The sequence below is a fragment of the Streptomyces sp. NBC_00775 genome (genome assembly GCF_036347135.1).
Taxonomy (GTDB): Bacteria; Actinomycetota; Actinomycetes; order Streptomycetales; family Streptomycetaceae; genus Streptomyces; species Streptomyces lutosisoli.
Window position 1 is genome coordinate 8,982,758 of the sequence record NZ_CP108938.1, and the last position, 24,895, is coordinate 9,007,652.

Consider the following 24,895-nt stretch of genomic DNA (forward strand, 5'->3'; position numbering starts at 1 on the left):
CCCGTAGCCGCGGCTGGTCCCGGTCGGCCGTCCAGCATGGCACGCCCGGTCGTCGTAGAACATCCGCGGAACGGCCCAGGTCTGGACCGAGGCGAGCAACCGGCCCGAGGCATGGCAGTCTTGGGGCATGGCCGTGCAGATCAACCCCAGCATCCTGTCCGCCGACTTCTCCCGTCTTGCCCAGGAGGCAAAGGCGGTGGAAGGAGCCGACTGGCTCCACGTCGACGTCATGGACAACCACTTCGTACCGAACCTCACGCTCGGTGTGCCGATCGTAGAGTCTCTGGCACGTGCGACGGACACCCCGCTGGACTGCCATCTGATGATTCAGGACGCCGATCGGTGGGCGCCCCAGTACGTGGAAGCGGGTGCCGGTTCCGTCACCTTCCACGCCGAGGCCGCCGCCGCTCCGGTGCGGCTCGCCCGCGAGATCCGGGCCAAGGGCGCCCGGGCGTCCATGGCGCTCAAGCCCGCGACCCCCATCGAGCCGTACGAGGACCTGCTCCCCGAACTCGACATGCTGCTGATCATGACGGTCGAGCCGGGTTTCGGCGGACAGGCGTTCCTTGACATCATGCTCCCCAAGATCCGCCGCACCCGGGAGTTGATCAGCAAGCACGGCCTCGAACTGTGGCTCCAGGTCGACGGCGGTGTGTCGGCGTCCACCATCGAGCGGTGCGCGGAGGCGGGAGCCGACGTTTTCGTCGCCGGTTCGGCGGTGTACGGGGCATCGGACCCGGCCCAGGCGGTACGTGCATTGCGCACCCAGGCCCAGGCCGCAACGGCCCAGGCGGCATGGGCGTGCGACCACTGAACCAAGGGAACGTGAACGCCGCCCATCAGGGCTGATCAAGTACGCCGGATCTGCAAGGATGAACGGCGAACCGAGAGTGTGAACAGCAGAAGAGGAGATCGCCGTGTCGGGTATGTCGGCGGGCCGGTCAGCCATGCGGATGGGACCCGCTGAGCTGGTGCAGGCGGCGGCCATGGCCCGCCGCTTCTACCTCGAGGGCAAGTCCAAGATCCAGATCGCGGAGGAGTTCGGCGTCAGCCGCTTCAAGGTGGCCCGGGTCCTGGAGACCGCTCTCGAACGGGATCTGGTGAGGATCGAGATCCGTGTGCCGGCCGAGCTGGACGCGGAGCGCTCCGACGCGCTGCGCGCCCGCTACGGCCTCAGGCACGCCGTCGTGGTCGAGTCCCCGGCCGAGGCCGAGGAGTCGTCGCCCGATCCCGAGAACCTCGGAGAAGTGGCCGCCGACCTGCTCGGCGAGCTCGTCAACGAGGGTGATGTCCTCGGCCTCGCCTGGGGCCGCTCCACGATCCATATGGCGGCGGCGCTCGACCGGCTCCCGCCGTGCACCGTGGTGCAGCTGACGGGCGTCTACGACGCCGGGACCGCCGAGCGCGGCTCGGTGGAGGCGGTACGGCGCGCCGCCCAGGTGTCGGGCGGGGACGCCCACCCCATCTACGCGCCGATGCTGCTGCCCGACGCGGCCACCGCGGCCGCGCTGCGCAACCAGACCGGGATCGCCCGTGCCTTCGAGTACTTCGACAAGGTCACGGTCGCCTGTGTCTCCATCGGCTCCTGGGAGCCGGGCATCTCCACGGTGCACGACATGCTCAGCGACGAGGAGCGCGCCCACTACGCCTCGCTCGGTGTCGCCGCCGAGATGTCCGCGCACCTCTTCGACGCCGAGGGGCGCCGGGTCGGGCGCGACCTGGGCGAGCGCTGCATCACGGTCGAGGCCGACCGGCTGCGGCGCATCCCCGAGGTCGTCGCCATCGCGGGCGGACAGCGGAAGGCGGCCGCCATCGACGCGGTGCTGCGCTCCGGGCTCGTCACCAGCCTGGTGACGGACACGTCGGCCGCGGACTATCTGATGACGGCGGGGACACCGCCGCGTCCGGCCCTCAACCGGGCGGACCCGGACGGGCCGTGACCCTTCAGGGGCCCGCTGGGCCCATCGGCGCGCCGCTCGGGGGCGGCCGTGGCAGCATCGACGTCATGCTGCTGCGGTCCGTCCCCCGCGTGTTGGCGGGCCTGTTCCTGTGCCTCGGAGTGCTGCTGACGGGCTGCTCGTCGACCGGCACCCAGACGTCGACCGGCAGCCGGACGCCGGCAGCCGACTCCGTGGTCGGCTCGACTCCGTCCTGGGTCGGCGGCATGCGGACCGTCACCGCGGCCCAGCTCCCCGCCGAGGCCCGCGCGACCCTCGCCCTGATCGACCAGGGCGGCCCCTTCCCGTACGCCAAGGACGGCGTCGTCTTCGGGAACTTCGAGAGGCTGCTGCCGAAGCAGCAGCGCGGCTATTACCACGAGTACACGGTCAAAACCCCTGGCGAGCGCGACCGCGGAGCCCGGCGCATTGTCACGGGGCAAGGCGGTGAGATCTACTACACCGATGATCACTACAAGTCGTTCAGGGCGGTGTTGAGATGACCCACGGTCCTCTCGCGGGGGTGTGCCGCGCGGCCGGGTGGCAGGTCAGTGACCTCGACCTCACCGGGGTCTCGGACAAGGCCGGCTTCATGGCGCGCTGTGTCCGCGCCCTCGACCTGCCGGAGTGGTTCGGGCGCAACTGGGACGCCCTGGCCGACGTGCTGGGCGACCCCGACTGGGGGCCCGCCAGCCCGGGCAGACTGCTCGTGGTGAGCGGCTGGCGGCAGTACGCGAAGGCGCGGCCCGACGAGTGGGAGATCGCCCAGGAGGTCCTGGAGTCGGCCGCCGGGCACTACCAGCAGTTCGACGCCACGCTTTCGGTCGTCCTCGCTCTTGGAGGATCCGACCAACTGCCCCCTGACCAGCCTGGATGATCTGTGCGGGCATCGCATACCGGCTGACATGGGACAATGAAGTACGTGCTCTTCCCCCTGGCTGACCTGTCCGGGGGTCACCTCGAACGACTGGGATGTGCAGCACGTGCGTTTCCTCAATGACATCCAGCCCCCGTACGACCTGACGTACGACGACGTCTTCATGGTGCCGAGCCGCTCCGCGGTCGGCTCGCGTCAGGGCGTGGACCTCACCTCCCCGGACGGCTCGGGCACCACGATCCCGCTCGTCGTCGCCAACATGACGGCGATCGCGGGCCGCCGGATGGCCGAGACCGTCGCCCGCCGCGGTGGCCTCGTCGTCATCCCGCAGGACATCCCGATCGAGGTCGTCACCGAGGTCATCTCCTGGGTCAAGGGACGCCACCTGGTGCTCGACACCCCGATCGTCCTCGCCCCCCACCAGACCGTCGCCGACGCGCTGGCGCTGCTGAACAAGCGCGCCCACAACGCGGGCGTCGTCGTGGACGAGGACGGCCGCCCGGTCGGTGTGGTCACCGATGCCGACCTCTCCGGCGTGGACCGCTTCACGCAGCTGAACGAGGTCATGTCGCGCGACCTGCTGCTGCTCGACGCGGACATCGACCCGCGCGAGGCCTTCCACAAGCTCGACCACGCCAACCGCCGCTACGCCCCCGCCGTGGACGCGGACGGCAAGCTGGCCGGCATCCTCACCCGCAAGGGCGCCCTGCGCGCCACGCTCTACACGCCCGCCACCGACGCCAACGGCAAGCTGCGGATCGCCGCCGCCGTCGGCATCAACGGCGAATTCGCGGGCAAGGCCAAGCAGCTCCTCGACGCGGGCGTCGACACGCTCGTCATCGACACGGCGCACGGCCACCAGGAGTCGATGATCAGCGCGATCAGGACCGTGCGGGCGCTCGACCCGCAGGTCCCGATCGTCGCGGGCAACATCGTCGCCGCCGAGGGCGTCAAGGACCTCATCGACGCGGGCGCGGACGTCATCAAGGTCGGTGTCGGCCCCGGCGCCATGTGCACCACCCGCATGATGACCGGCGTCGGCCGGCCGCAGTTCTCCGCCGTCCTGGAGTGCGCCGCCGAGGCGAAGAAGTACGGCAAGCACGTGTGGGCCGACGGCGGTGTCCGCCACCCGCGCGACGTCGCCATGGCGCTCGCCGCCGGCGCGTCCAACGTCATGATCGGCTCCTGGTTCGCCGGGACGTTCGAGTCCCCGGGCGACCTTCAGCAGGACGCCAACGGGCGCCTGTACAAGGAGTCGTTCGGGATGGCGTCCGCCCGTGCCGTCCAGAACCGCACCAGCGACGAGTCGGCGTACGACCGTGCCCGCAAGGGCCTGTTCGAGGAGGGCATCTCCACCTCGCGCATGTTCCTCGACCCGGCCCGCCCGGGCGTCGAGGACCTGATCGACTCGATCATCGCGGGCGTCCGCTCCTCCTGCACCTACGCGGGCGCCAACTCCCTGGAGGAGTTCGCCGAGAACGCCATCGTCGGCATTCAGAGCGCCGCCGGCTACGCCGAGGGCAAGCCGCTCCACGCCAGCTGGAGCTGACCCGCTTTCCTGCCGTACGGCCCCTCTTCCCGCCCCCGGGGAGAGGGGCCGTACGCGTTGGTGCGGCTCCCTTGGCGCGGGTGGTGAAGCCGTGCGTCAGGCCCTCTTGACGTCAAGCTTTCTTGACGTGACGCTGGAGTCATGACGACACCGCAGAGCATCGAGCCGCAGTACACCCTGCTGACCGCCGTGGCCCGCCTCGACGAGCTGCGCGTGCGGGAGTCGCTCGCCGGGGCCGGCAGTGACGCCGAAGCGCTCGACCGGGCCGGGCTCCTGGAGCTTCTCTCGCTGAGCGAGGTGGTCGCCCGCAAGGCGGCGTACGGGCGTCAGCTCACCGTCCGTGCCGCCCGCGAGTCCGGCGCCTCCTGGTCCCAGATCGGCGCGGCCCTCGGCACCAGCAAGCAGGCCGCCTGGGAGGCCCACACCCGCTGGATCGACGCGCAGGCGGCGGTCCACGGCCGGCCCGGGCACATGGGGTTCGACGAGGAGGACGTGGCCCGGGCGCGGGCCCTCGCGGGGGAGCCGGACGAGGGCTGACGCAGGAGCCCGACGTCACCCCGCCTTCCGCATCGCCTCCACCACCGCCTCCGCCAGCCGCACGTGCCCCTCGTCGCCCGGGTGTACGCCGTCCACCAGGTGGGCCGCGTCCAGGAGCTGGCCCCCGGGGAGCAGAGGTACGTCACCCACTGCCCGCTCCACCGCCTCGCGCAGGTCGCTCAGGGTGGCGCCGAGGCGGTTCGCCGTCGAGTCCGCGTCGGGGCGTACGACGGGCGAGACGACCAACAGCGGTGCGTTCGGATGGCCTTGGCGGACGACCGCCAGGAACGCCCGCACCACTTCGTGCAGCAGCGCGGCCGAATGCGGTGGCCGGGTCCAGCAGTTGGTGCCGAAGGCGATGGTGATCAAGTCGGCGTCCAGTGCGGTGAGTTGCTCGGCCGAGGCGATTTCACCGCGTGCCGCGCCCGCGTATCCGAGGTTCACCGTGTCGACGCCCAGTGCCCGCCCGGCGAGCGCGGGCCAGGCGAGATGCGGGCGGGAGGCGGCCCAGCCCTCGACGATCGAGTCGCCGTAGACGAGCCAGCGGGGGCGGGCGGGAGCGGGCTCGACGGTGCCCGTGCCGGCGTCGACCTCGCGGATCACCGGGCACAGCGCCTCTGGCAGGTGGACCGTGAACTCCCCCTCAGGGTAGGGGAGTTCCAGCACCGCCGTGCCGTCGGACGTCGGGTGTGCCGGGGCCTCGGCCGCCACCTCCTCGCCGGACAGCAGCGTGAAGACGGGTGTGGTGGCGCGGTAGGCGTCCGCGAGGGACGGTTCCGTCGCCGCGTACCGGATCCTGAGCGTCGACACCCCCTGGCACCTCAACTCCAGGCGTACGCCCGCCGGTACGAGCGCCCGTGACCAGGTGTCGGCGGGCAGCCGGTCCCGGTCGGCCGGGTCGGCGCGCAGCGGGCGGCCGTCGTCCGACCGCCAGGCGATGCCGCGCAAGAGGTCCTTCATCGTGGGCCGCCGATCGTCGGGTACGGGAACTTGACCGTGACGCCGCCGTCCACGACGAGGGTCTGACCGGTGACGTACGAGGCGAGCGGGGACGCCAGGAAGAGCAGGGCCGAGGCGATGTCGGCGGGTTCGGCCATACGGCCGAGCGGGGCGTTGTCGGCGTTGCGGCGGCGCCCCTCCTCGCCGAGCAGCCCGGCCACCCTAGGAGTCCACACCGCCCCGGGCGCGACGGCGTTGACCCGCACCCCGCGGGGCCCGAACTCCACCGCCGCAGAGCGGACCAGCGAGACAAGGCCGGCCTTCGCGGCGCCGTACGCGGCGTGCAGCGGTGCCGAGGTCAGGCCCGAGACGGAGGCGACGAACACGAGGGGACCGCCGCCGGCTTCGGCGACCGCCGGGCCGCCGTACTGGACCGCGAGCCAGGCGTGCCGCAGCACCATGTCGAAGTGCCAGTCCCAGCTCTGGTCGTCCAGCGCGTCCACGGGGCCGTACTGAGCCATGCCGACGATGTCGACGACTCCGCCGACCGGGCCCAACTCCCGTACGGCATAAGCGAAGAGATCCCGCACCGCTTCCCGCGCCGTCACATCGGCGACGTACGGCGCACCGCCCGTCTCGGCCGCGACGGCCTCCGCGCGTTCCTTGTCCACGTCGACGCAGAGCACCCGGGCTCCCACCGAGGTGAGCGCGTGCGCGGTCTGGCGGCCGATGCCGTTGCCGGCGCCGAGGAGGACGAACGACCGGCCGTCGAGGCGGTGGAGGGAGGCGTAGTCGGGGACGGGAGTGGTGTCCAGGGTCATGACGCCGCCCTGGGCCGGTATCCCGCCAGCTCCGGGACGACTTCCTTCCCCAGGATCTCGATCGTGCGCAGGATCTCCCGGTGCTCCAGATACCCCCACTGGACGTAACAGATGAGCTGGTCGATGCCGAGGTCCGCGTAGTGCTTCGCCTTGCGGACGATCGTCTCCGCGTCACCGATGAGGATCATGTCGCCGTCGTTGAACTCCCTTACGGGGACGTTTCCTTGGAGGATCGGGCCGAGCAGCGGGAAGACCTTCTCGCGCTGGTCCGGGGAAAGGTGCGGCAGCTCCCACTCCAGCGTGAACTGCGCGAGGTTCTCGTACCACCAGGCGACCGAGTCCCAGACGCGCTTGCCCGGGCGGTCGGCCGCGTGGACGAGGGTGTACGCGGCGACGCGGTTCGTCGTGACGTCCGTGATCGGGGACGGCGTGCGGGCCGCCTCGCGGTAGGCGGTGACCTGACGGGCCATCACCTCCAGTGGCTGCATGATCGAGAACGAGAGCAGGCCCAGGCCGCTCGCGCCCGCGACCTCCGCCGACCCCGGCGAGGTCGCCGCCATCCAGCAGGGCGGGTGCGGGTCCTGCACCGGCTTCGGGGTGACCATGCGGCGGGGGAAGGTGAACCGCGGTGACTCGTACGCGAAGTACTCCTCGCGCCACATCCCGGTGACGATCTCGATCGCCTCGTGCCAGTCGTCGCGCGAGCGTGCGCGGTCCACGCCGAACGCCGTCTGCTCCATCGGCGTCGAGCGGCCCGTGCCCCACTCCACGCGTCCGTCGGACAGGACGTCGACGGCGGCGACCTTCTCCGCGATCCGCTGCGGGGGAGTGAAGCCGAAGGGGGTGAGCGTCACGCCGAATCCCAGCCGGATGCGTTCGGTCAGCGCCGCGAGATGGCCGAGCAGGACTTCGGGCGCCGGGCAGTGCGAGCGGCCCTCGCGGAAGTGGTGCTCGACCGCCCACACCGTGCGGAAGCCCACCCGGTCCGCGAGCCGGATCTGCTCGACGGCCTCGCGGTACGCCCGTTGCTCGGCCGCGCGCTGACCGTAGGGGTGCGATCCCTTCCAGGGCTTCGGTACGTCGATCTCGTACAGGACATCCAGGTCCATGCCGTGCCTCCCGTATCGAGTGGCGAGCACCATGAAGCAGACCTGACGAGGTGTCAATCCATAGGGCCTCCACAACCGCGCCGACCCGCTGAAAGACGCCTCACGCAACCATCGAAAGGCCCCGCGCAACGAACACGCGCCGAGATGCGATGAACGCAACGATCTTGCGGAGATGCGCAAGGTTGCTCCATTACGCCCGTGAAGGCCGGACTCATAGGGTCAAGCGCTGTACACAGGCGTGGCGGGGACCCCGCTCGGTGGGTCCCTCCTGTCAGGGGTGCTGCCGGTCCCCGTCGATTCCGACCGGCAGCGATGAAGGAGCCAGCGCGTGCTCGACCAAGGCGCACCCCCGCAGTCCCGCACCACATCCGCCCCACCGTCCCCGGGGATCGCCGCGCGCCTCATGCGCCGCAAGCCCGTAGAACGCCTGGTCGCCGAGGGTGGCCAGGGTGAGGGGGGCTCCCTCCGGCGCTCCCTCGGCCTGTGGCAGCTGACCATGATCAGCATCGGTGCCACGCTCGGCACCGGCATCTTCGTCGTCCTCGGGGAGGCCGTCCCCAAGGCCGGACCCGCGGTCACCCTGTCCTTCGTGATCGCCGGTCTCACGGCGCTCTTCTCCGCCCTCTCGTACGCCGAGCTGGCGGGCACCATCCCGGTCGCCGGGTCCTCGTACTCGTATGCGTACGCAACGATGGGTGAGCTGATCGCCTGGATCTGCGGCTGGTGTCTGGTCCTGGAGTACGGCGTGTCGGTGGCCGCGGTCGCGGTCGGCTGGGGCGAGTACCTGAACGAGCTGCTCGACGGCACCATCGGCGTCACCATCCCGGACGCCCTGTCCGCGCCGCCCGGCGACGGAGGCATCTTCAACCTCCCCGCGCTGATCGTCGTGCTGCTCGCGATGGCGTTCCTGCTCGGCGGTGCCAAGGAGTCCGCGCGCGCCAACACGATCATGGTGATGGTGAAGATCGCGGCGCTGGTGCTGTTCTGCGCGATCGGCATCCAGGGCTTCCGCTCCGGCAACTACGAGCACTTCATGCCGCTCGGCATGGCGGGCGTCAGCGCCGCCGGTGCCACGCTCTTCTTCTCCTACATCGGCTTCGACGCCGCCTCCACCGCAGGTGAGGAGGCCAAGGACGCGCAGCGCGACCTGCCGCGCGCCATCATGCTCTCGCTGGTCATCGTCACCGCGCTGTACGTCGTCGTCGCGGCCGTCGCGGTCGGCGCCAAGCCCTGGCAGCGGTTCAACGACTCCGAGGCCGCGCTCGCCGAGATCATGAAGAACGTCACCGGGCAGACCTTCTGGGGCACGCTGCTGGCCGCCTGCGCCGTCATCGCCATCGCGAGCGTCGTCCTGACCGTGCTGTACGGCCAGACCCGCATCCTGTTCGCGATGTCCCGTGACGGGCTCGTGCCCAAGGTCTTCTCGCGGGTCCACCCCAAGACGGGCACACCCCGCGCCAACACGGTGATCGTCTCGCTGTTCTGCGGTGTCCTCGCCGCCGCGATCCCGCTCGGCCAGCTCGCCGACGCCACCAGCATCGGTACGCTCTTCGCCTTCGCGCTGGTCAATGTCGCCGTCGTGGTGTTGCGCCGGACGCGCCCGGACATGCGGCGCACTTTTCGGGTTCCGCTGTCGCCGGTGCTGCCCGCGATCGGCTTCGCGCTGTGCGTGTGGATGATGGGCAGCCTGTCGACCGTCACCTGGGTGGTCTTCGGGGTCTGGATGGCCGTCGGGCTCGTGTTCTACTTCAGTCACGGCTACCGCCGGTCCCGTATCGCCACCGTAGAAAAGTGAACCACCCGCAGTGCTGAACGATCTCGACGAACGCATCGTGCACGCCCTCGCCGAGGACGCCCGTCGCTCCTACGCCGACATCGGGCAACTTGTCGGGCTGTCCGCGCCCGCCGTGAAGAGGCGGGTGGACCGGCTGCGGGCGACCGGGGCCATCACCGGGTTCACCGTGCGGGTGGATCCGTCGGCCCTCGGCTGGGAGACCGAGGGGTTCGTCGAGATCTACTGCCGGCACAACACCTCCCCGGAGACCATCCGGCGGGGCCTGGAGCGCTACCAGGAGGTCGTGGCCGCGTCGACCGTCACCGGCGACGCGGACGCGGTCGTTCAGGTCTTCGCCTCCGACATGCGCCACTTCGAGCGGGTCCTTGAGCGGATCGCGGGGGAGCCGTTCGTGGAGCGGACGAAGTCCGTGCTCGTGTTGTCTCCGTTGCTGCGGCGGTTTTCGTCTGGGTCGCCTACGTAAGTGCCTCTGGGAGGTGGGTGCGTTGGCGGCTGCGGGTTCGTTGTGGCTGGTCGCGCCCCGCGGCGGAGCCGCAAAGTGATACAGCCCCGCGCCCCTGAAGGGGCGCTGTCCCTGGCGCCCGGCTGTAAGGAACCGTCACTCCGCTGTCTTTCTTGCCAGCGCGTTGTTGTCTATGGAGTTGTGCACGCTGAAGCTCACGGCGTCCGAGCGGTAGCGGTCGTCCGACCACTCCACCGGGCGCCCTTCGCGTGTGGTGGTGACGCGGCGGACGCGGAGGAGGGGGCTGGTGCGGCGGACGGTGAGGAGGTCGGCGTCCTGGGCGCCGGCCGCGACCGCGTCGATGACGTGCTCGCCGTAGGCGAAGACCAGGCCGGTGTCCTCGAAGAGCCGCTGGGTGACTGATGGGCACTCAGGCTCGATGGCCTCGACGGCGGGGGAGATCCAGTCGGCGTATACGGTCCGCTCCAGGAGCACCGGTTCGCCGTCCAGGCCGCGGACGCGCAGGACGTGCAACACGGCGGTCTTTTCGGGGAGTTGGAGGCGTACGGCGTCCTCGGCGGTCGCCGGCCGGTACTCCTGTTCCACCACGTGCCCCGTCGCCTCGCGCCCCATCGCGCGCGCCCACTGGGCGAAGCTGCGCAGCTCGGCGAAGCTCTGACTGCGGCGGCTGGCCAGGATCACGCGGCGGGCGCCCTGGCGTGAGCCGATCAGTCCCTCGGCCGTGAGGGCCGCGACGGCCTGACGGACCGTGCCGCGCGAGACGCCGTAGTGGGCCGCGAGATCCGTCTCCGCGGGCAGCAGACTGCCCACCGTGTACTCCTCGCGGTCGATCGCCCGCCGCAGCTCGTCGGCGATCTCCTCATGTCGCGCCGCCATGCTTCCCCTCTGATTCGGCTGCTGTGCACAGCGTGACCAGCCTAATCGAGATCCGACGGTGATCCGTATCCGCCGGGATTGTGCAGGGAATCGGAGGTCACGGTTTCGCCAATGTTTACGAACAGGACACCATCGGCGGGCCTACTGGGGCCAACTTGTTCAGACAAGTTCTCCGTCCCACCACACCCTCGTGCGTACTCCTGGAGAGACCGTGACCGTGTTCCTGCCGAGAACCGCCGTCCTCACCGGCGGCCTCGCCGTCGCCGCCGCACTCGCCCTGAGCGCCTGTGGCGCCGCTCCCGACGACAAGGCGACCACCGCCGACGGCAAGAGCGCGGCCACCGCGACCTCCGCCGCGGACTTCGGGGGCCTCGACGCCCTGGTCAAGGCCGCCAAGAAGGAGGGCACGCTGCACGCGATCGCGCTGCCCCGCGACTGGGCCAACTACGGTGCCCTGATCGACGGTTTCAAGAAGAAGTACGGCATCAAGATCGAGGTCGAGAACCCGGACGGCGCCAGCCAGGACGAGATCAACGCCGTCACGTCGCGGAAGGGCCAGGACCGTGCCCCCGACGTGCTCGACCTCGGCAGTTCGTTCGCGCTGAGCGCCGCTCAGCAGGGGCTGCTCGCCCCGTACAAGGTGGCCGGATTCGGTGACATCCCCGAGGGCCAGAAGGACACGGACGGCCGCTGGTACAACGACTACGGCGGCTACATCTCCATCGGGTGCGACGCCAAGAGGGTCAAGGTGTGCCCGACGACCTTCAAGGACCTGTTGAAGCCGCAGTACAAGGGCCAGGTCGCCCTCAACGGCAACCCCACCAAGTCGGGTTCGGCCTTCGGCGGCGTGTACGCGGCCTCGCTCGCGAACGGCGGCTCCTTCGACGACATCCAGCCCGGCCTCGACTTCTTCGCCAAGCTGAAGAAGAACGGCAACTACACGCCCGTCGAGTCGACTCCGGCCACCGTCGAGAAGGGCGAGACGCCCATCAGCATCGACTGGGACTACCTGAACGCCGGTTACGCCGACGAGTTCAAGTCCAAGGGCGTCGACTGGACGGTCTCCATCCCCTCCGACGGCCAGTACGCCATGTTCTACTCCCAGGCCATCAACAAGGACGCCCCTCACCCGGCGGCCGCCCGTCTGTGGCAGGAGTACCTGTACAGCACCGAGGGCCAGAACCTCTGGCTCAAGGGCTACGCCCGCCCGGCCCTGATGACCGCCATGGAGAAGGCCGGCACGCTCGACAAGACCGCCGCCGCCAAGCTCCCCAAGGTCGAGGGCACGCCGAGCTTCCCGACCGAGGACCAGCAGGCCAAGGCCAAGACGGTCCTGGCCACGGGCTGGGGCAAGGCCGTCTCCGGATGACGACCGTCCTCACCGAGGCCGGGACCGACGTGGCGCCCGCCGCCGCTGCTGGACAGCAGCGGCGGCGCCGTGCCCCCGGCTGGCTCGCCGTCCTCCCGCTGCTCGTCTTCGTGGCGATCGCCTTCGGGATCCCCGCCCTGGCCATGCTGAACGGCGCCTTCACCGTCAAGGACCTGGCCACCGGGGCCACTTCGTACACCACGGCCAATCTGACCGGATCGCTGAAGGGCGCGTATCTCACCGCCCTGATCGGCAGCGTCAAGCTGTCCGCCGTCTCCGCGGGCATCGCGACCGTCCTCGGACTGCCGCTCGCCCAGGCCGTGGTGACCTCCCGCTTCCGCGCCCTGCGCGAGGCCGTGCTCACCGCGTCCGGGGTTCTCGCCAACTTCGGCGGCGTCCCGCTGGCGTTCGCGTTCGTCGCCACGCTCGGCAACGCCGGTGTGCTGACCAAACACCTGGGCCTGACCGACAAGGGCTGGAACCTCTACAGCTTCTGGGGTCTGGTCATCGTCTACCTCTACTTCCTGATCCCGCTGATGGTCCTCACCATCACGCCCGCCCTCGACGGCCTCCGCTCCCAGTGGCGCGAGGCCGCGCAGAACAACGGCGCCACCTCCGTCCAGTACTGGCGGCACGTGGCGCTGCCCGTCCTCGCGCCCTCGCTGCTCGGCGGGTTCGTGCTGCTCTTCGGCAGCGCGTTCGCCGCGTACGCCACCGCCGCCGCGATGGTGGGCAGCGCGGTCCCGCTGGTCACCCTGCAGATCGCCGACGCCATCTCCGGCAACGTCCTGGTCGGCCAGGAGAACGTGGCGCTCGCCCTCAGCCTCGACATGGTCCTCATCGCGGGCCTGGTCATGGCCGTGTACCTGCCCCTGCAACGACGGAGTGCGCGATGGCTCGCCTGAACCTGTGGCGCTGGGTCGTCCTCGGCTGCGCCGCGCTGTACTTCCTGGTCCCGCTCGCCGCGTCGGTGATCTTCACGGTCGATGTGCCGAACCAGGGCATCACCTTCGACGCGTACAGCCAGATCGTCTCCACCGACGGCTTCGTCTCCAGCCTGCTGCTCTCGCTGGAACTGGCCGCCGCCACCATCGCCGTCGTGCTGTTGCTGATGGTGCCCGCCATGGTCGCGCTGCGGCTCGGCGCGCCGAAGCTGCGGCCCGTCGTCGAGGTGATCTGCTCGCTGCCGCTGGTCGTCCCGCCGATCGCCTTCGTCGCCGGAATCGCCACGGTGCTGAAGTGGGGCCCCGAACACCTTTCCCGTACGCCGCTGTTCCAGACGTTCGTGGCCATCCAGAACCCCGACTTCCCTGTGGTTCTCGTCCTCGCGTACGTCGTGATGGCGCTGCCGTTCGTGTACCGGGCCCTGGACGCCGGGCTGCGCGCGATCGACGTACGCACCCTCGTCGAGGCCGCGCGCAGCTGCGGCGCGGGCTGGCCGCAGGCGCTGGTCAGGGTCGTGCTGCCCAATCTGCGCGGGGCGCTGCTCAACGCCTCCTTCCTCACGCTGGCGCTGGTCCTCGGCGAGTTCACGGTCGCCCAGCTGCTCGGCTTCCAGCCGTTCGCCGTGTGGATCTACAGCGTCGGCGGCTCGCAGGCCCAGCTGTCCGTCGCCGTCTCCGTGCTCAGCCTGCTCGTCACCTGGGCACTGCTCCTCTCGCTCGCCGGGCTCGGCGGGCGCTCCCGTACCGCTCCCCGGGGATGAACCATGACCGTCACCACGCTTGAGAAGGCCGCCGACGCCAAGGCAGCCACCGTCGAATTCCGGGGTCTGCGCCGGGAGTTCGGCCCGACCGTCGCCCTCGACGGGCTGGACCTGACCGTCCAGCCCGGTGAACTGCTCGCCCTGCTCGGCCCGTCCGGCTGCGGCAAGACCACCGCGCTGCGCATGCTCGCCGGGTTCGAACACCCCGACTCCGGTGAGGTGTTGGTCGACGGCGAGGACGTCACACGGGTCCCGGCACACCGCCGCGACGCCGGGATGGTCTTCCAGTCGTACAGCCTCTTCCCGCACCTCAGCGCCCTCGACAACGTGGCCTTCGGGCTGCGGATGCGCAAGGTGCGTACGGCCGAACGGCGGGCCCGTGCCGCCGAGTTGCTGGACCTCGTGGGTCTCGCCGACAAGGGCGAGCGGTTCCCGCACCAGCTCTCCGGCGGCCAGCAGCAGCGCATCGCGCTGGCCCGCGCGCTCGCTCTGCGGCCGCGCGTGCTGCTGCTCGACGAACCGCTGTCCGCGCTGGACGCCAAGGTGCGGCTCACACTCCGCGAGGAGATCCGCCGTCTTCAGCAGGAACTCGGCATCACCACCCTGTTCGTGACGCACGACCAGGAAGAAGCGTTGTCCATGGCGGACCGGGTCGCGGTCATGCGGGCCGGGCGGCTCGAACAGTGCGCCGCGCCCGCCGAGTTGTACGGGCGCCCCGCCACCGCCTTCGTCGCCGAGTTCGTCGGCACGATGAGCAGGATTCCGGGACAGCTGGACTCCGGCGTGGTCGAGGTACTCGGACAGCGGCTGCCGGTCGACGGAGACGCGCCCGCCGCGACGGAGGTGGACGTGCTCGTACGGCCCGAGGCGGTGCGGGTGCGGGCGGACGACGCCGGAGCCGCCCGGGTCGTCGCCACCGCGTTCCTCGGGGCCGCCACCCGCGTCACCGTCCGGCTCCCGGACGGCACCGAGGTGAAGGCCGACCTGCCCACCCACGAGGCCGCCGCGCTCGGATCGGGTGCCGCCGTGACGGTGAGCCTGCCGGAGCGGCCGGTGCTGGTCGCCGAGCGCGCCAACTGAACACCCCCCACTGACGAAAGAGAGCACCGTGACCCACCGCACCACCCCCCACTCCACCCTCCAGGCCGTGCTGTTCGACATGGACGGCACGCTCGTGGACACCGAGCGGCTGTGGTGGGAGGCGGTCGAGCAGGTGGCCGACGGTCTCGGGCGCCGGCTGACCAGGGCCGACCAGCCGGAGGTGCTCGGGCGGCCCGTCGAGTACACCGCCGGCTGGCTGGGCGGGGTCACGGGCGCGGGGGCGGATGAGATCGCCGCCGAGCTGCACCGGGAGTTCGCCGACCGTGTCCGCACCGGCATCGTGCCCCGCCCGGGGGCGCTGCGGCTCCTCGGCGAACTGGCCCGCGAGGGTGTCCCCACGGCCCTGGTGACCGCATCGCCGCGAGCCGTCGCCGACACCGTCCTGGCAGCCCTCGGCGCCGGCCACTTCGCCGTGTCCGTCACCGCCGACGACACCGAGCACACCAAGCCCGCCCCCGACCCGTACCTCGCCGCCTGCCGCGCCCTCGGCGTCGAGCCCGCCGCGTGCGTCGCCGTGGAGGACACCGAGACGGGCGTCACGTCCGCCGAGGCGGCGGGCTGCGCCGTGCTCGCGGTGCCCTCACTCGCACCGATTGCCCCCGCGGCCGGCCGCACCGTCCTCGCCAGCCTGGAGGAGGTGACCCCGGCACGGCTGCGCGCCATGATCGCGCCCCGCTCGCTGCGGGTGATGAGCTGGAACCTCTGGTACGGCGGCACCAAGGTCGACGACCACCGGGAGAAGCAGCTCAAGGTCATCGCCGAGACGGGCGCGGACGTGGTCGGCCTCCAGGAGACGTACGGGAACTCGGCGAGGGAGCTCGCCGAAGCGCTCGGCTGGCACCACCACCGGGCGGGCGAGAACCTCGGCGTCATCAGCCGCTATCCGATCACCGCGCGTCTCGGCGACCCGGACGTCGGCTTCTACGGGGGGACCGGGGTACGGATCCGGGTCGACGGCGGGCAGGAGGTGGACGTCTGGAGCGCCCACCTCGACTACACGCCGTACGGGCCGTACGAGGCCGCCTTCGACCGGCTCCCAGCGGACGAGCTGATCGACCACGAGGCCGTACGGCTGGAGCAGATGAGGGAGATCCTCGGGCAGATCGCCGACTCCGCCACCGACGCCACCCCTGTGGTGCTGGTCGGTGACTTCAACGCTCCCTCGCACCTGGACTGGCCGGACGTCGAGTGGCCCGTGACCAAGGCCGCCGAGGAGGCGGGGCTGGGCGATTCCTACCGCGAGGCCCACCCCGACCCCGTACGGGATCCGGGGCACACCTGGTCGCCGATCCACGTGGAGCACGAGGACGGCAGCGGGCGGCCCGAGCCCCAGGACCGGATCGACTTCGTGCTGCATCGCGGCCTGCGTGTCCGCGACTCCCGCACGTTCGTCAGCGGCACCCCGCGCCCCTGGCCCGACGTCGCCGACAACGACTGGCCGTCGGACCACGCCGCGGTCGTCACCACCTTCACCGTGCCTCGGGCGACTGACCGGGTGCGCGCCGCGGATTGAGCGGACCCAGCACGCCCCTCGTATTGAACGGAGAGTCAGTCCAGGAAGCCATTGCGGTCCGGGTGCGCCATCCCGTAGGTTGATCCGCGCTCGCTACCAGCGGGTAACACCGATGGGTAACCACACGTCGCCCGGCCACCCGACCGTCCTGCCGCCCTGGGGAGACCATGCGCTGGCCCTTCGGCCGTCCCGCCACGGTCCGTACGCGCATCGTGGCGCTCGCTCTCGCTCCGGTGATCGCTCTCATGGCGCTGTGGAGCTTCGCCATGATGTCCGTCACCGGCGAACTGCGCGCGCTTGTCCGGGTCCAGGGGGTGTACGACGCCTTCGGCACACCGGTCGACACGGCGGTCGGGCAGATCCAGATCGAACGGCGGCTCTCGGCCGCGTACTTGGGCGCGGACCACCGTACGGCGGCTGCCCTCGACCTGATGGAGCAGCAGCGCCGCACCGACCGCGCCGTGACCGCCATGCGGGACGCGATCCGGGACGGGGACCGCGGCCGGCTCTCCGACCGGCAGCGGCAGGTGCTCGACACCATGGTCGACTCCGTCGACGGGCTGGACGGGCTGCGGGAGCGCGTGCTGTCCCGTGACATGTCCTGGGACCAGGCCGTCAACGAGTACAGCGCCCTCGTGGAATCGGGCTTCGACGTCCAGTCCGCGCTCACCGCGCTCCAGGCCGGGCAACTGGCGCGCGAGGCCCAGGTCGTCATCGAGCTGGTGCGGGTGCGGGAGTTCGTATCGCGCGAGGACGCCCTCGTCGCCGGGGCGCGGGCTGCCGGATCGCTCACCGACCGCCAGTACGACACGCTCACGGCGACGATCGAGGACCGCCGGATCTTCGAGCGGACGTATGTGCCCGACCTGCCCGGCGACTCGCGTGCCCTCTTCGAGGAGTTCCAGCGTGGGGACCTCCACCGGCAGTTGACCCGGGGTGAGGACGCCCTGTTGCGAGCGGGCGCGCAGCGTGCGGGCGAGGCCGTCGCGGCCGGATCCTGGCGTACCACCACCGACCGGGCCGTCAAGCGCTACATGCAACTGTGCACCCGGTCGGCCGTCAACTCCGCAGAGCGCGGGCGGGAGTTCGCCTACCGGGAACTGGCCAAGGCCGCGATCGTCGGAGTGCTTGGACTCGCCGCCGTGGCACTGTCCCTGTGGTTCGCCGTGCGCGGCGCCCGTCGCATCTCGCGCCGCCTGGAAACGCTGCGGGATGCCGCCGACCTCTTGAGCTCCCGCCAACTGCCGGACGTGATGCGGCGGTTGAGCGCGGGCCAGGACGTGGACGCCGCCACCGAAGCACCGCCCCTGGCCGACGGGGAGGTGGGGGCCGACGAGATCGGCCAGGTCGGCCGGTCCTTCAACACCGCCCGCCTCGTGGCCGTCGAGGCCGCCGTCAAGCAGGCCACCCTGCGCCGCGGGCTGTTCGCCGTACTCCTCAACATCGCCCGCCGCAATCAGGCGCTCGTGCACCGCCAGCTCAAACTCGTCGACACGCTGGAGCGGCGCACCAACGACCCGGACGTCCTGGACGACCTGTTCCGGATCGATCACCTCACCACCCGCATGCGGCGCCACGCGGAGAGCCTGATCATCCTCTCCGGCGCGGCGCCCGGCCGCAGATGGCGGCGGCCCGTGCCCATCGCCCACGTGGTGTCCTCCGCGGTGAGCGAGATCGAGGAGTACGCGCGTGTCGTGATCCCGCCGATGCCGGAGGTGGGTGTCGCGGCGGACGCCGTCGCCGACGTCGCCCATCTGATCGCCGAACTCATCGAGAACGCCACCGTGTTCTCGCCGCCCCACACCCAGGTCACCCTGCGCACCGGCCGGGCCGGGGGCGGTTTCGTCCTGGAGATCGACGACCGGGGCCTCGGCCTCGGGCCCGAACAGATCGAGGAAGCCCACCGCACCATCACCACGCCGGACGACTTCGACCCGACGCGGCACGACCGGCTCGGGCTGTACGTGGTGGGGCGGCTCGCCGCTCGCCATGGCATCGAGGTCACGCTGTGCCGGTCGCCGTACGGCGGTACGACGGCGGTGGTGCTGCTGCCGGAGGCGACCCTCGCGCCGGTCGACCCCGAGCGGCCGGAGGCGGTCGCGGAGACGGAGCGGCGGGCGCTGCCTTCTCGGAGGGGGACCGCGGTCCCCGAGAAGCAGCGCGAGGTGGAGCGGGAGCAGGACCTGGGCCTGAGCCTGGGGCGTGTGCCGGAGAGCGGTCCGGCGTCGGGTTCGCCCGCACTGCCCACCCGCGTCCGCCAGACCTCCCTCGCCCCCGAGCTGCGCACCGAGGTTCCGGCAGCCGACGGGACGCCGGAGCGCGAGGTCACGCCCGAGGAGATCCGCGCGGTCTTCGGCGCCTTCCAGCGTGGCCTCGACCGCGGCCGCAAGGGCCTGCCCACGGAACCCGGCCCCGCGCAGCGAACCGACACCGAGGAAGCGAGGGACGCCGACGATGCGCCCTGACCAGACCCCCGAGCACCCCGCCCGGCTCTCCGAACCCCCGGGCACCACCCCCGAACCGCCCGGTACTTCCGACCGGCCCGGCACGGACCTCGGCTGGCTGCTCGACGACCTCGTGGCCAGGACCGACCACGTCCGCCAGGCCGTGCTGCTCACCGCCGACGGCCTCCCGCTGAGCTGCTCGGACGGCATGCGGAGAGGGGACATCGAGCACCTTGCCGCCGTCTGCTCCGGCTTCCACAGCCTGGCCCGGTCGGCCGGCGAGCGCTTCGCCGCGGGGGAGGTGCGCCAGACCATGGTGATGCTCGACGACGCCTACCTCTTCATCACCCCGGCCGGCGACGGCAGTCGGCTGGCTGTTCTGAGCGAGGTGCAGACGGACGTCGGACAGCTCGCCCACGAGATGGCACTGCTGGTCCGCCGCGTCGGCCGCCACATGGCCGCCGCCGTTCGGTCGACCGCCGACCCCGCGGGCCCCTGATCCGGCCGTGACCGACGACCACTGGTACGAGGACGAGACCGGTTCGATGGTGCGGCCCTACACCGTGACACGGGGCCGGACCCGGCCCTCGGACCGGCACACGATCGATCTGATGTCGCAGGTCACAGCCGTGGAGACGGATGAGGGGCAGCCGGGCGTCGACCACGCCGGCGCCGCCCTGCTCGACCTGGTGCGCCGCGGACCCCGGCCGGTCGTCGAGCTCGCCGCGGACGCCGACCTGCCCCTGACCGTCGTACGTGTGCTGCTCGGCGACCTCGCCGAAGCCGGTCTGGTGCGCATCGACGCACCGCGGCGGACGGAGCCGGGTGCGCCGACGGCCGACCCGGAGCTGCTGCGCGAGATCGTGGAGCGGCTGCGCGAGCTGTGAGAAGCGGACGCGAGCCGTGAGACCGGGACCCGAGCCGTGAGAGCTGGAACGCGAAGGTGCCCGTGGCCTTCAGCGGATTGTCGTTGTCCTCGGCCGCGAGGTGCGCGTCGAAGGAGAAGGTGATGTCGTCGCCCGCCGACCGGTACAGCGTGGCGGTGCCGGTGAGCGCGGCGGCCTCCCGCTTCCCCTGATGCCCGGTGCCGGACGCGGCGGCGGTTCCGGCTGCCCCGGCCAAGAGGAGCACGGCGGCGCCGAGCGCGATGACCTTCGTACGACAGTTGAGGCGGATCGTGACGGTCCTTTCTGCAGGTGAAACGGACAGCGCCACTGTTCCGCCGACGCCCGGCGGGCACATCGTGCCGCGGACCTCACCGCCCCTCCGCCGTCCGGCGGGGGCCACGCCTGTGACCTGCGCCTCAAGGGGGATCCGGGCTACGCCTGAGGGTGCGCAACGAATCGCCGCGGAGCCCGGGTCGTACGCAACGATTCGTTCACCGGCGCGCAACGGCTCCTCCTTGTCCGGCCGAGCCCCCCACCCGTACCGTCTATCTGGCTCCCCAAACCCCTCCGTACCGGTGAGGATCACGCATGCGCACAGCCCTGCTCCAGAGCTCCGGCCGCCCCGGCTCGGTCGTCGAGAACCTCAAGGTTCTCGACGAGACCGCGGGCCGTGCCGCCGCCGCCGGCGCAGGGCTGGTGGCGGCGCCGGAGATGTTCCTCACCGGGTACGCGATCGGCGACGACATCGCCCGCCTCGCGGAGCCCGCCGACGGCGACTCCGCCGACGCGATCGCCGAGATCGCCACCCGGCACGGCGTGGCCGTCGCCTACGGCTACCCCGAGCGCGACGGCGAGCGGGTCTTCAACTCCGCGCAGCTGATCTCCGCCGACGGCACCCGTCTCGCGAACTACCGCAAGACCCACCTCTTCGGCTGCTTCGAGCGCGACCACTTCACGCCCGGCGAGCAGCCCGTCGTACAGGCGGAGCTGAACGGCCTCCGCGTCGGCCTCATGATCTGCTACGACGTCGAGTTCCCGGAGAACGTCCGCGCGCACGCCCTCGCCGGCACCGACCTCCTCGTCGTCCCGACCGCGCAGATGCATCCGTTCCAGTTCGTCGCCGAGTCTGTCGTCCCGGTGCGCGCCTTCGAGAACCAGATGTACGTCGCGTACGTCAACCGGGTCGGTCCGGAGGGGGAGTTCGAGTTCGTCGGACTGTCCACGCTGGCCGGGCCCGACGGGGTCGCCCGTGCCCGGGCCGGACGCGGCGAGGAGCTCGTCTTCGCCGACGCCGACCCCGTCTTCCTCGCGGCCTCGCGCGAGGCGAACCCGTATCTGAAGGACCGCCGCCCCGGCCTCTACGGGTCGCTCATCTGAACCTCGGCCGCCCCCCAGCGCTTCCCCTCACAAGCTTCCGTGCAAGGAGTCCGTACCCCATGACGTCCACCGTGCCCAACGCCGTCCAGCACGCCGACGTGCAGCAGCCGCCGATCACCATGTTCGGCCCGGACTTCCCGTACGCGTACGACGACTTCCTCGCGCACCCCGCGGGCCTCGGCCAGATACCCGCGACCGAGCACGGCACCGAGGTCGCGGTCATCGGCGGCGGCCTGTCCGGCATCGTGGCCGCGTACGAGCTGATGAAGATGGGCCTCAAGCCCGTCGTCTACGAGGCCGACGAGATCGGCGGACGGCTGCGGACCGTGGGCTTCGAGGGATGCGACCCGTCGCTCACCGCCGAGATGGGCGCCATGCGCTTCCCGCCGTCCTCCACGGCCCTCCAGCACTACATCGACCTGGTGGGCCTGGAGACCAAGGCGTTCCCCAACCCCCTCGCCGAGTCCACGCCCTCGACGGTCGTCGACCTCAAGGGCGAGTCGCACTACGCGACCACCGTCGACGACCTGCCGCAGGTCTACCGCGACGTGATGAACGCCTGGAACGCCTGTCTCGAAGACGGCGCCGACTTCTCCGACATGAACCAGGCCATGCGCGAGCGCGACGTCCCGCGCATCCGTGAGATCTGGGCGAAGCTCGTCGAGAAGCTCGACAACCAGACCTTCTACGGCTTCCTCTGCGACTCGGAGTCCTTCAAGTCCTTCCGGCACCGCGAGATCTTCGGCCAGGTCGGCTTCGGCACGGGCGGCTGGGACACCGACTTCCCGAACTCCATCCTGGAGATCCTGCGCGTCGTCTACACCGAGGCCGACGACCACCACCGCGGCATCGTCGGCGGCTCCCAGCAGCTGCCGCTGCGCCTGTGGGAGCGCGAGCCGGAGAAGATCGTCCACTGGGCGTACGGCACCTCGCTGTCGACGCTGCACGACGGCACCCCGCGCCCGGCCGTGACCCGGCTGCACCGCACCGCGGGCAACCAGATCACCGTCACCGACGCGAACGGCGACATCCGCACCTTCAAGTCGGCCATCTTCACCGCCCAGTCCTGGATGCTGCTGTCGAAGATCGCCTGCGACGACTCGCTCTTCCCGATCGACCACTGGACCGCGATCGAGCGGACCCACTACATGGAGTCCTCGAAGCTCTTCGTGCCTGTCGACCGGCCGTTCTGGCTCGACAAGGCCGTCGACGACAGGGGAAATCCGACCGGCCGGGACGTCATGTCGATGACGCTCACTGACCGCATGACGCGCGGCACCTACCTCCTTGACGAGGGTCCGGACAAGCCGGCCGTCATCTGCCTCTCGTACACGTGGTGCGACGACAGCCTGAAGTGGCTGCCGCTGTCCGCGAACGAGCGGATGGAGGTCATGCTGAAGTCGCTCGGCGAGATCTACCCGAAGGTCGACATCAGGAAGCACATCATCGGCAACCCGGTGACCGTGTCCTGGGAGAACGAGCCCTACTTCATGGGCGCGTTCAAGGCCAACCTGCCGGGCCACTACCGCTACCAGCGCCGCCTGTTCACGCACTTCATGCAGGACGCGCTGCCCGAGGACAAGCGGGGCATCTTCCTCGCCGGTGACGACATCTCCTGGACGGCCGGCTGGGCCGAGGGCGCCGTGCAGACCGCGCTGAACGCGGTCTGGGGCGTCATGCACCAGCTGGGCGGGGCGACCGACTCGACCAACCCCGGGCCCGGCGACGTCTACGACGAGATCGCGCCCGTCGAGCTGCCGGAGGACTGAGTTCTCACGAGGCCGGGTCAGACCCCGGCCGCCCGCGCCGCCGAGTACACCTCGGCGGCGAGGTCCTTGAGCTCCCCGGCATCCCGCGGGGCGTCGCCGAAGTCGAGGAAGTACTCGTCGAGGCCGACCTCGGCGTGGGCCGCGAGGTCCGTCACGATCTGGTCGATATTGCCCTGGAAGGGGGCGCGGTCCGCGCCGTCGTACGACTTGGCCGTGTACCGGAGGTTGATCCGCGCCACCGACTCGATCGGCTCCGTCCGCCCCCGCTCGGCCGCGAGGTCCCGCACCCCCTGCCACTGGGTGGCGAGCTGCTCGGCCCCCATGGCCACCGGCATCCAGCCGTCGCCGCGCGCGATGAGCCGGGACAGCGACTTCTTGCTGAACGCGGGCAGCAGGACCGGGATCGGCCGGGCGGGCTTGGGGGCGACCACGGCCGACGCGATCTTGGTCAGGCGGCCCTCGTAGTGCACCGGGTCGGGGCCCCACACCGCGCGGCACACGTCGAGGACCTCGTCCAGAACCTTGCCGCGCTCCTCGAACGGGGCCACTCCCGCGGCCGCGTACTCGTCGAGCGACCAGCCCGTGCCGAGGCCCGCCACGACCCGGCCACCGCTGGCCGCGTCCAACGTGCCGAGGGCCCTGGCCAGCTGGAACGGGCCGTGCAGCGGGGCGACCAGGACACTCGTGCCGAGCCGCGCCCGCCGCGTGGCCGAGGCGGCCAGGGTCAGCGTCACCAGTGGTTCGGCGAGGCCGCGGTACGCCGAGGGCCAGGGCACTCCCGGCATGCCGTACAGCCCCTGTGTCGCGGGCTCCGGGAACAGGGCGCGCTCGAACACCCACAGGCTCTCGAAGCCGATCTCCTCGGCCGCGCGCGCCACGTCCGGCACGTCGCGTCCGATGTCGTACTGGTGCGTCTGCGGAAGACTCAGCCCGAGCCGAGTGGCCATGGTCGTGCTCCTTTGCAACAGGCGTATCGATCGGCAACGTATCGCTCATCCCGTCGCGTTTCGCGCCCATACGCGGTGGTGTGGCCGGATCAGTCCGGCAGCGGAGTGAGCAGCATCCGGCCGGCGAAGCCCACCGCCGCGTCGAGGCGGTGCGCGAACTCCTCGGCCAGGTCGGGGAGTCCGCGCAGCGCCCACAGGGCCCGCGCGGCCGACCAGGTGGCGTCGCGTGCCCGCTCCAGGCTCCACGAGCCGAGCAGATGGGTGAGCGGATCGGCGATCTGGAGCAGGTCGGGACCCGGCATCAGATCTTCGCGGACGCGTTCCTCCAGCGAGACGAGGAGGTCGCCCACGCGGTCGAACTCGTCCTCCAGATCGGCCGGTTCGCAGCCGAGCGTACGACAGGTGTCCACGACGGCCAGCGCCAGATCGTGCCCGATGTGCGCGTTGATGCCCGCGAGCGCGAACTGCAGCGGACGTACCCCGGGATGGCGCCGGAACTGGAGCACGGGCCGCCAGCAGGCGGGCGCCCAGCCCTCCTCGGCCACCGTCAGATAGCGCTCCGCGAACCGCACGTCCAGCGTGATCGCGGCCCCGGGATCCGCGAACTCCCCGGCGTCCAGGCGCCGGTCGACCTCCTCGGTGACGGCGAGGTAGACACGGTTGAAGACCGCGACCCCGTCCCGCTCGGGCAGGACCGCCTCCAGGGTGCGCATACGGGAGACGACGGTGTCCACCGCGCTTACGGGATTGCTGAACTGTGCCAACTGCGCCATGGGGGCAGCGTCCCAGTCCTAGGCTGGCCGGAGTGCCGCCGGGCCGGACGCTTCCCCAGAACGGGGGAACACGTGCGTGGCGGAAGTGGGGGGAGCAGTACGTGTCA

24 protein-coding genes and 1 pseudogene are annotated in these 24,895 nt (G+C 71.1%); 18 read left to right on the forward strand and 7 right to left on the reverse strand.

Translation table 11 applies throughout. From position 1 onward, the window contains the following. The first annotated feature begins 127 nt into the window (after positions 1-127). From rpe to OIC96_RS39950, 6 genes are all read left to right on the forward strand, one after another. Positions 128-814: a ribulose-phosphate 3-epimerase gene (rpe, locus tag OIC96_RS39925; protein ID WP_327427226.1), complete on the forward strand. Its 687-nt coding sequence runs from the start codon at positions 128-130 to the stop codon at positions 812-814. A gap of 112 nt (positions 815-926) precedes the next feature. Continuing rightward, positions 927-1,940, forward strand: coding sequence for a sugar-binding transcriptional regulator (locus OIC96_RS39930; protein ID WP_327434917.1), 1,014 nt, complete (start codon positions 927-929; stop codon positions 1,938-1,940). A gap of 65 nt (positions 1,941-2,005) precedes the next feature. Continuing rightward, a complete protein-coding gene (locus tag OIC96_RS39935) occupies positions 2,006-2,440 on the forward strand; it encodes a ribonuclease (protein ID WP_330303155.1) in 435 nt (144 codons plus the stop codon). Then, a complete protein-coding gene (locus OIC96_RS39940) occupies positions 2,437-2,814 on the forward strand; it encodes a barstar family protein (RefSeq protein WP_330303154.1) in 378 nt (125 codons plus the stop codon). Before OIC96_RS39935 ends, OIC96_RS39940 begins: the two co-directional genes overlap by 4 nt. Positions 2,815-2,920: 106 nt before the next feature. Then, positions 2,921-4,363 (forward strand): GuaB1 family IMP dehydrogenase-related protein, encoded by a 1,443-nt coding sequence (locus tag OIC96_RS39945; protein ID WP_330310018.1) that lies wholly within the window; start codon positions 2,921-2,923, stop codon positions 4,361-4,363. A gap of 141 nt (positions 4,364-4,504) precedes the next feature. Beyond that, complete coding sequence (locus OIC96_RS39950) at positions 4,505-4,900, forward strand: hypothetical protein (RefSeq protein WP_330303153.1); 396 nt, start codon at positions 4,505-4,507, stop codon at positions 4,898-4,900. Positions 4,901-4,915: 15 nt separating this feature from the next. Here OIC96_RS39950 and OIC96_RS39955 read toward each other — a convergent pair whose 3' ends face one another. The 3 genes from OIC96_RS39955 to OIC96_RS39965 are packed head-to-tail and all read right to left on the reverse strand — an operon-like array spanning position 4,916 to position 7,769. After that, positions 4,916-5,860 (reverse strand): GDSL-type esterase/lipase family protein, encoded by a 945-nt coding sequence (locus tag OIC96_RS39955; RefSeq protein WP_330303152.1) that lies wholly within the window; start codon positions 5,858-5,860, stop codon positions 4,916-4,918. Then, positions 5,857-6,660 (reverse strand): SDR family NAD(P)-dependent oxidoreductase, encoded by an 804-nt coding sequence (locus OIC96_RS39960; protein ID WP_330303151.1) that lies wholly within the window; start codon positions 6,658-6,660, stop codon positions 5,857-5,859. The genes OIC96_RS39955 and OIC96_RS39960 overlap by 4 nt, the downstream gene beginning before the upstream one ends. Further along, positions 6,657-7,769: an LLM class flavin-dependent oxidoreductase gene (locus OIC96_RS39965; protein ID WP_330303150.1), complete on the reverse strand. Its 1,113-nt coding sequence runs from the start codon at positions 7,767-7,769 to the stop codon at positions 6,657-6,659. The genes OIC96_RS39960 and OIC96_RS39965 overlap by 4 nt, the downstream gene beginning before the upstream one ends. Before the next feature lie 328 nt (positions 7,770-8,097). Here OIC96_RS39965 and OIC96_RS39970 point away from each other — a divergent pair, with 328 nt between their 5' ends. Beyond that, the gene (locus OIC96_RS39970; protein ID WP_330303149.1) at positions 8,098-9,564 is read left to right on the forward strand and encodes an amino acid permease; all 1,467 of its coding nucleotides are present in this window, start codon (positions 8,098-8,100) and stop codon (positions 9,562-9,564) included. A gap of 10 nt (positions 9,565-9,574) precedes the next feature. Continuing rightward, a complete protein-coding gene (locus OIC96_RS39975) occupies positions 9,575-10,027 on the forward strand; it encodes an Lrp/AsnC family transcriptional regulator (RefSeq protein ID WP_062713983.1) in 453 nt (150 codons plus the stop codon). Between the two features lie 135 nt (positions 10,028-10,162). Here the strand turns inward: OIC96_RS39975 and OIC96_RS39980 are convergent, their stop codons facing one another. Then, a complete protein-coding gene (locus tag OIC96_RS39980; RefSeq protein ID WP_330303148.1) occupies positions 10,163-10,903 on the reverse strand; it encodes a GntR family transcriptional regulator in 741 nt (246 codons plus the stop codon). Positions 10,904-11,114: 211 nt separating this feature from the next. Between OIC96_RS39980 and OIC96_RS39985 the strand changes: the two genes are divergently transcribed. The 8 genes from OIC96_RS39985 to OIC96_RS40020 all read left to right on the forward strand — a co-directional run bounded on the left by OIC96_RS39985 (position 11,115) and on the right by OIC96_RS40020 (position 19,922). Next, positions 11,115-12,272 carry an ABC transporter substrate-binding protein gene (locus tag OIC96_RS39985; RefSeq protein WP_330310017.1) on the forward strand — a complete coding sequence of 386 codons (1,158 nt, stop codon included), beginning with the start codon at positions 11,115-11,117 and terminating at the stop codon, positions 12,270-12,272. Next, positions 12,269-13,177: an ABC transporter permease gene (locus OIC96_RS39990; protein WP_330303147.1), complete on the forward strand. Its 909-nt coding sequence runs from the start codon at positions 12,269-12,271 to the stop codon at positions 13,175-13,177. The genes OIC96_RS39985 and OIC96_RS39990 overlap by 4 nt, the downstream gene beginning before the upstream one ends. Next, positions 13,165-13,977, forward strand: a complete 813-nt coding sequence (locus OIC96_RS39995; RefSeq protein ID WP_330303146.1) for an ABC transporter permease — start codon at positions 13,165-13,167, stop codon at positions 13,975-13,977. Before OIC96_RS39990 ends, OIC96_RS39995 begins: the two co-directional genes overlap by 13 nt. A 3-nt stretch (positions 13,978-13,980) precedes the next feature. Beyond that, on the forward strand, positions 13,981-15,057 hold the full coding sequence (locus OIC96_RS40000) for an ABC transporter ATP-binding protein (protein ID WP_330303145.1): 1,077 nt from the start codon (positions 13,981-13,983) through the stop codon (positions 15,055-15,057). 28 nt (positions 15,058-15,085) lie between these two features. Then, positions 15,086-16,591 carry an HAD-IA family hydrolase gene (locus OIC96_RS40005; protein WP_330303144.1) on the forward strand — a complete coding sequence of 502 codons (1,506 nt, stop codon included), beginning with the start codon at positions 15,086-15,088 and terminating at the stop codon, positions 16,589-16,591. A 167-nt stretch (positions 16,592-16,758) separates the two neighbouring features. Beyond that, positions 16,759-19,056 carry a sensor histidine kinase gene (locus tag OIC96_RS40010; RefSeq protein ID WP_330303143.1) on the forward strand — a complete coding sequence of 766 codons (2,298 nt, stop codon included), beginning with the start codon at positions 16,759-16,761 and terminating at the stop codon, positions 19,054-19,056. Beyond that, the gene (locus OIC96_RS40015; protein WP_330303142.1) at positions 19,046-19,534 is read left to right on the forward strand and encodes a roadblock/LC7 domain-containing protein; all 489 of its coding nucleotides are present in this window, start codon (positions 19,046-19,048) and stop codon (positions 19,532-19,534) included. The genes OIC96_RS40010 and OIC96_RS40015 overlap by 11 nt, the downstream gene beginning before the upstream one ends. Before the next feature lie 7 nt (positions 19,535-19,541). Continuing rightward, positions 19,542-19,922: a DUF742 domain-containing protein gene (locus OIC96_RS40020; RefSeq protein WP_330303141.1), complete on the forward strand. Its 381-nt coding sequence runs from the start codon at positions 19,542-19,544 to the stop codon at positions 19,920-19,922. Positions 19,923-19,968: 46 nt separating this feature from the next. Here the strand turns inward: OIC96_RS40020 and OIC96_RS40025 are convergent. Continuing rightward, a pseudogene (locus OIC96_RS40025) lies at positions 19,969-20,211 on the reverse strand (hypothetical protein); the annotation flags it as partial. A 299-nt stretch (positions 20,212-20,510) separates the two neighbouring features. On the opposite strand from OIC96_RS40025, the gene OIC96_RS40030 reads away from it, so the two are divergent. Both OIC96_RS40030 and OIC96_RS40035 read left to right on the forward strand, forming a co-directional pair. Continuing rightward, entirely contained in the window at positions 20,511-21,299 is a 789-nt protein-coding gene (locus tag OIC96_RS40030) for a carbon-nitrogen hydrolase family protein (RefSeq protein ID WP_330303140.1), read from the forward strand. 59 nt (positions 21,300-21,358) lie between these two features. After that, positions 21,359-23,068 carry a flavin monoamine oxidase family protein gene (locus OIC96_RS40035; protein WP_330303139.1) on the forward strand — a complete coding sequence of 570 codons (1,710 nt, stop codon included), beginning with the start codon at positions 21,359-21,361 and terminating at the stop codon, positions 23,066-23,068. 17 nt (positions 23,069-23,085) lie between these two features. Here the strand turns inward: OIC96_RS40035 and OIC96_RS40040 are convergent, their stop codons facing one another. Both OIC96_RS40040 and OIC96_RS40045 read right to left on the reverse strand, forming a co-directional pair. Continuing rightward, positions 23,086-24,015 (reverse strand): LLM class F420-dependent oxidoreductase, encoded by a 930-nt coding sequence (locus OIC96_RS40040; RefSeq protein ID WP_330303138.1) that lies wholly within the window; start codon positions 24,013-24,015, stop codon positions 23,086-23,088. Between the two features lie 89 nt (positions 24,016-24,104). After that, a complete protein-coding gene (locus tag OIC96_RS40045; protein ID WP_330303137.1) occupies positions 24,105-24,788 on the reverse strand; it encodes a DUF5995 family protein in 684 nt (227 codons plus the stop codon). Between the last annotated feature and the right edge of the window lie 107 nt (positions 24,789-24,895).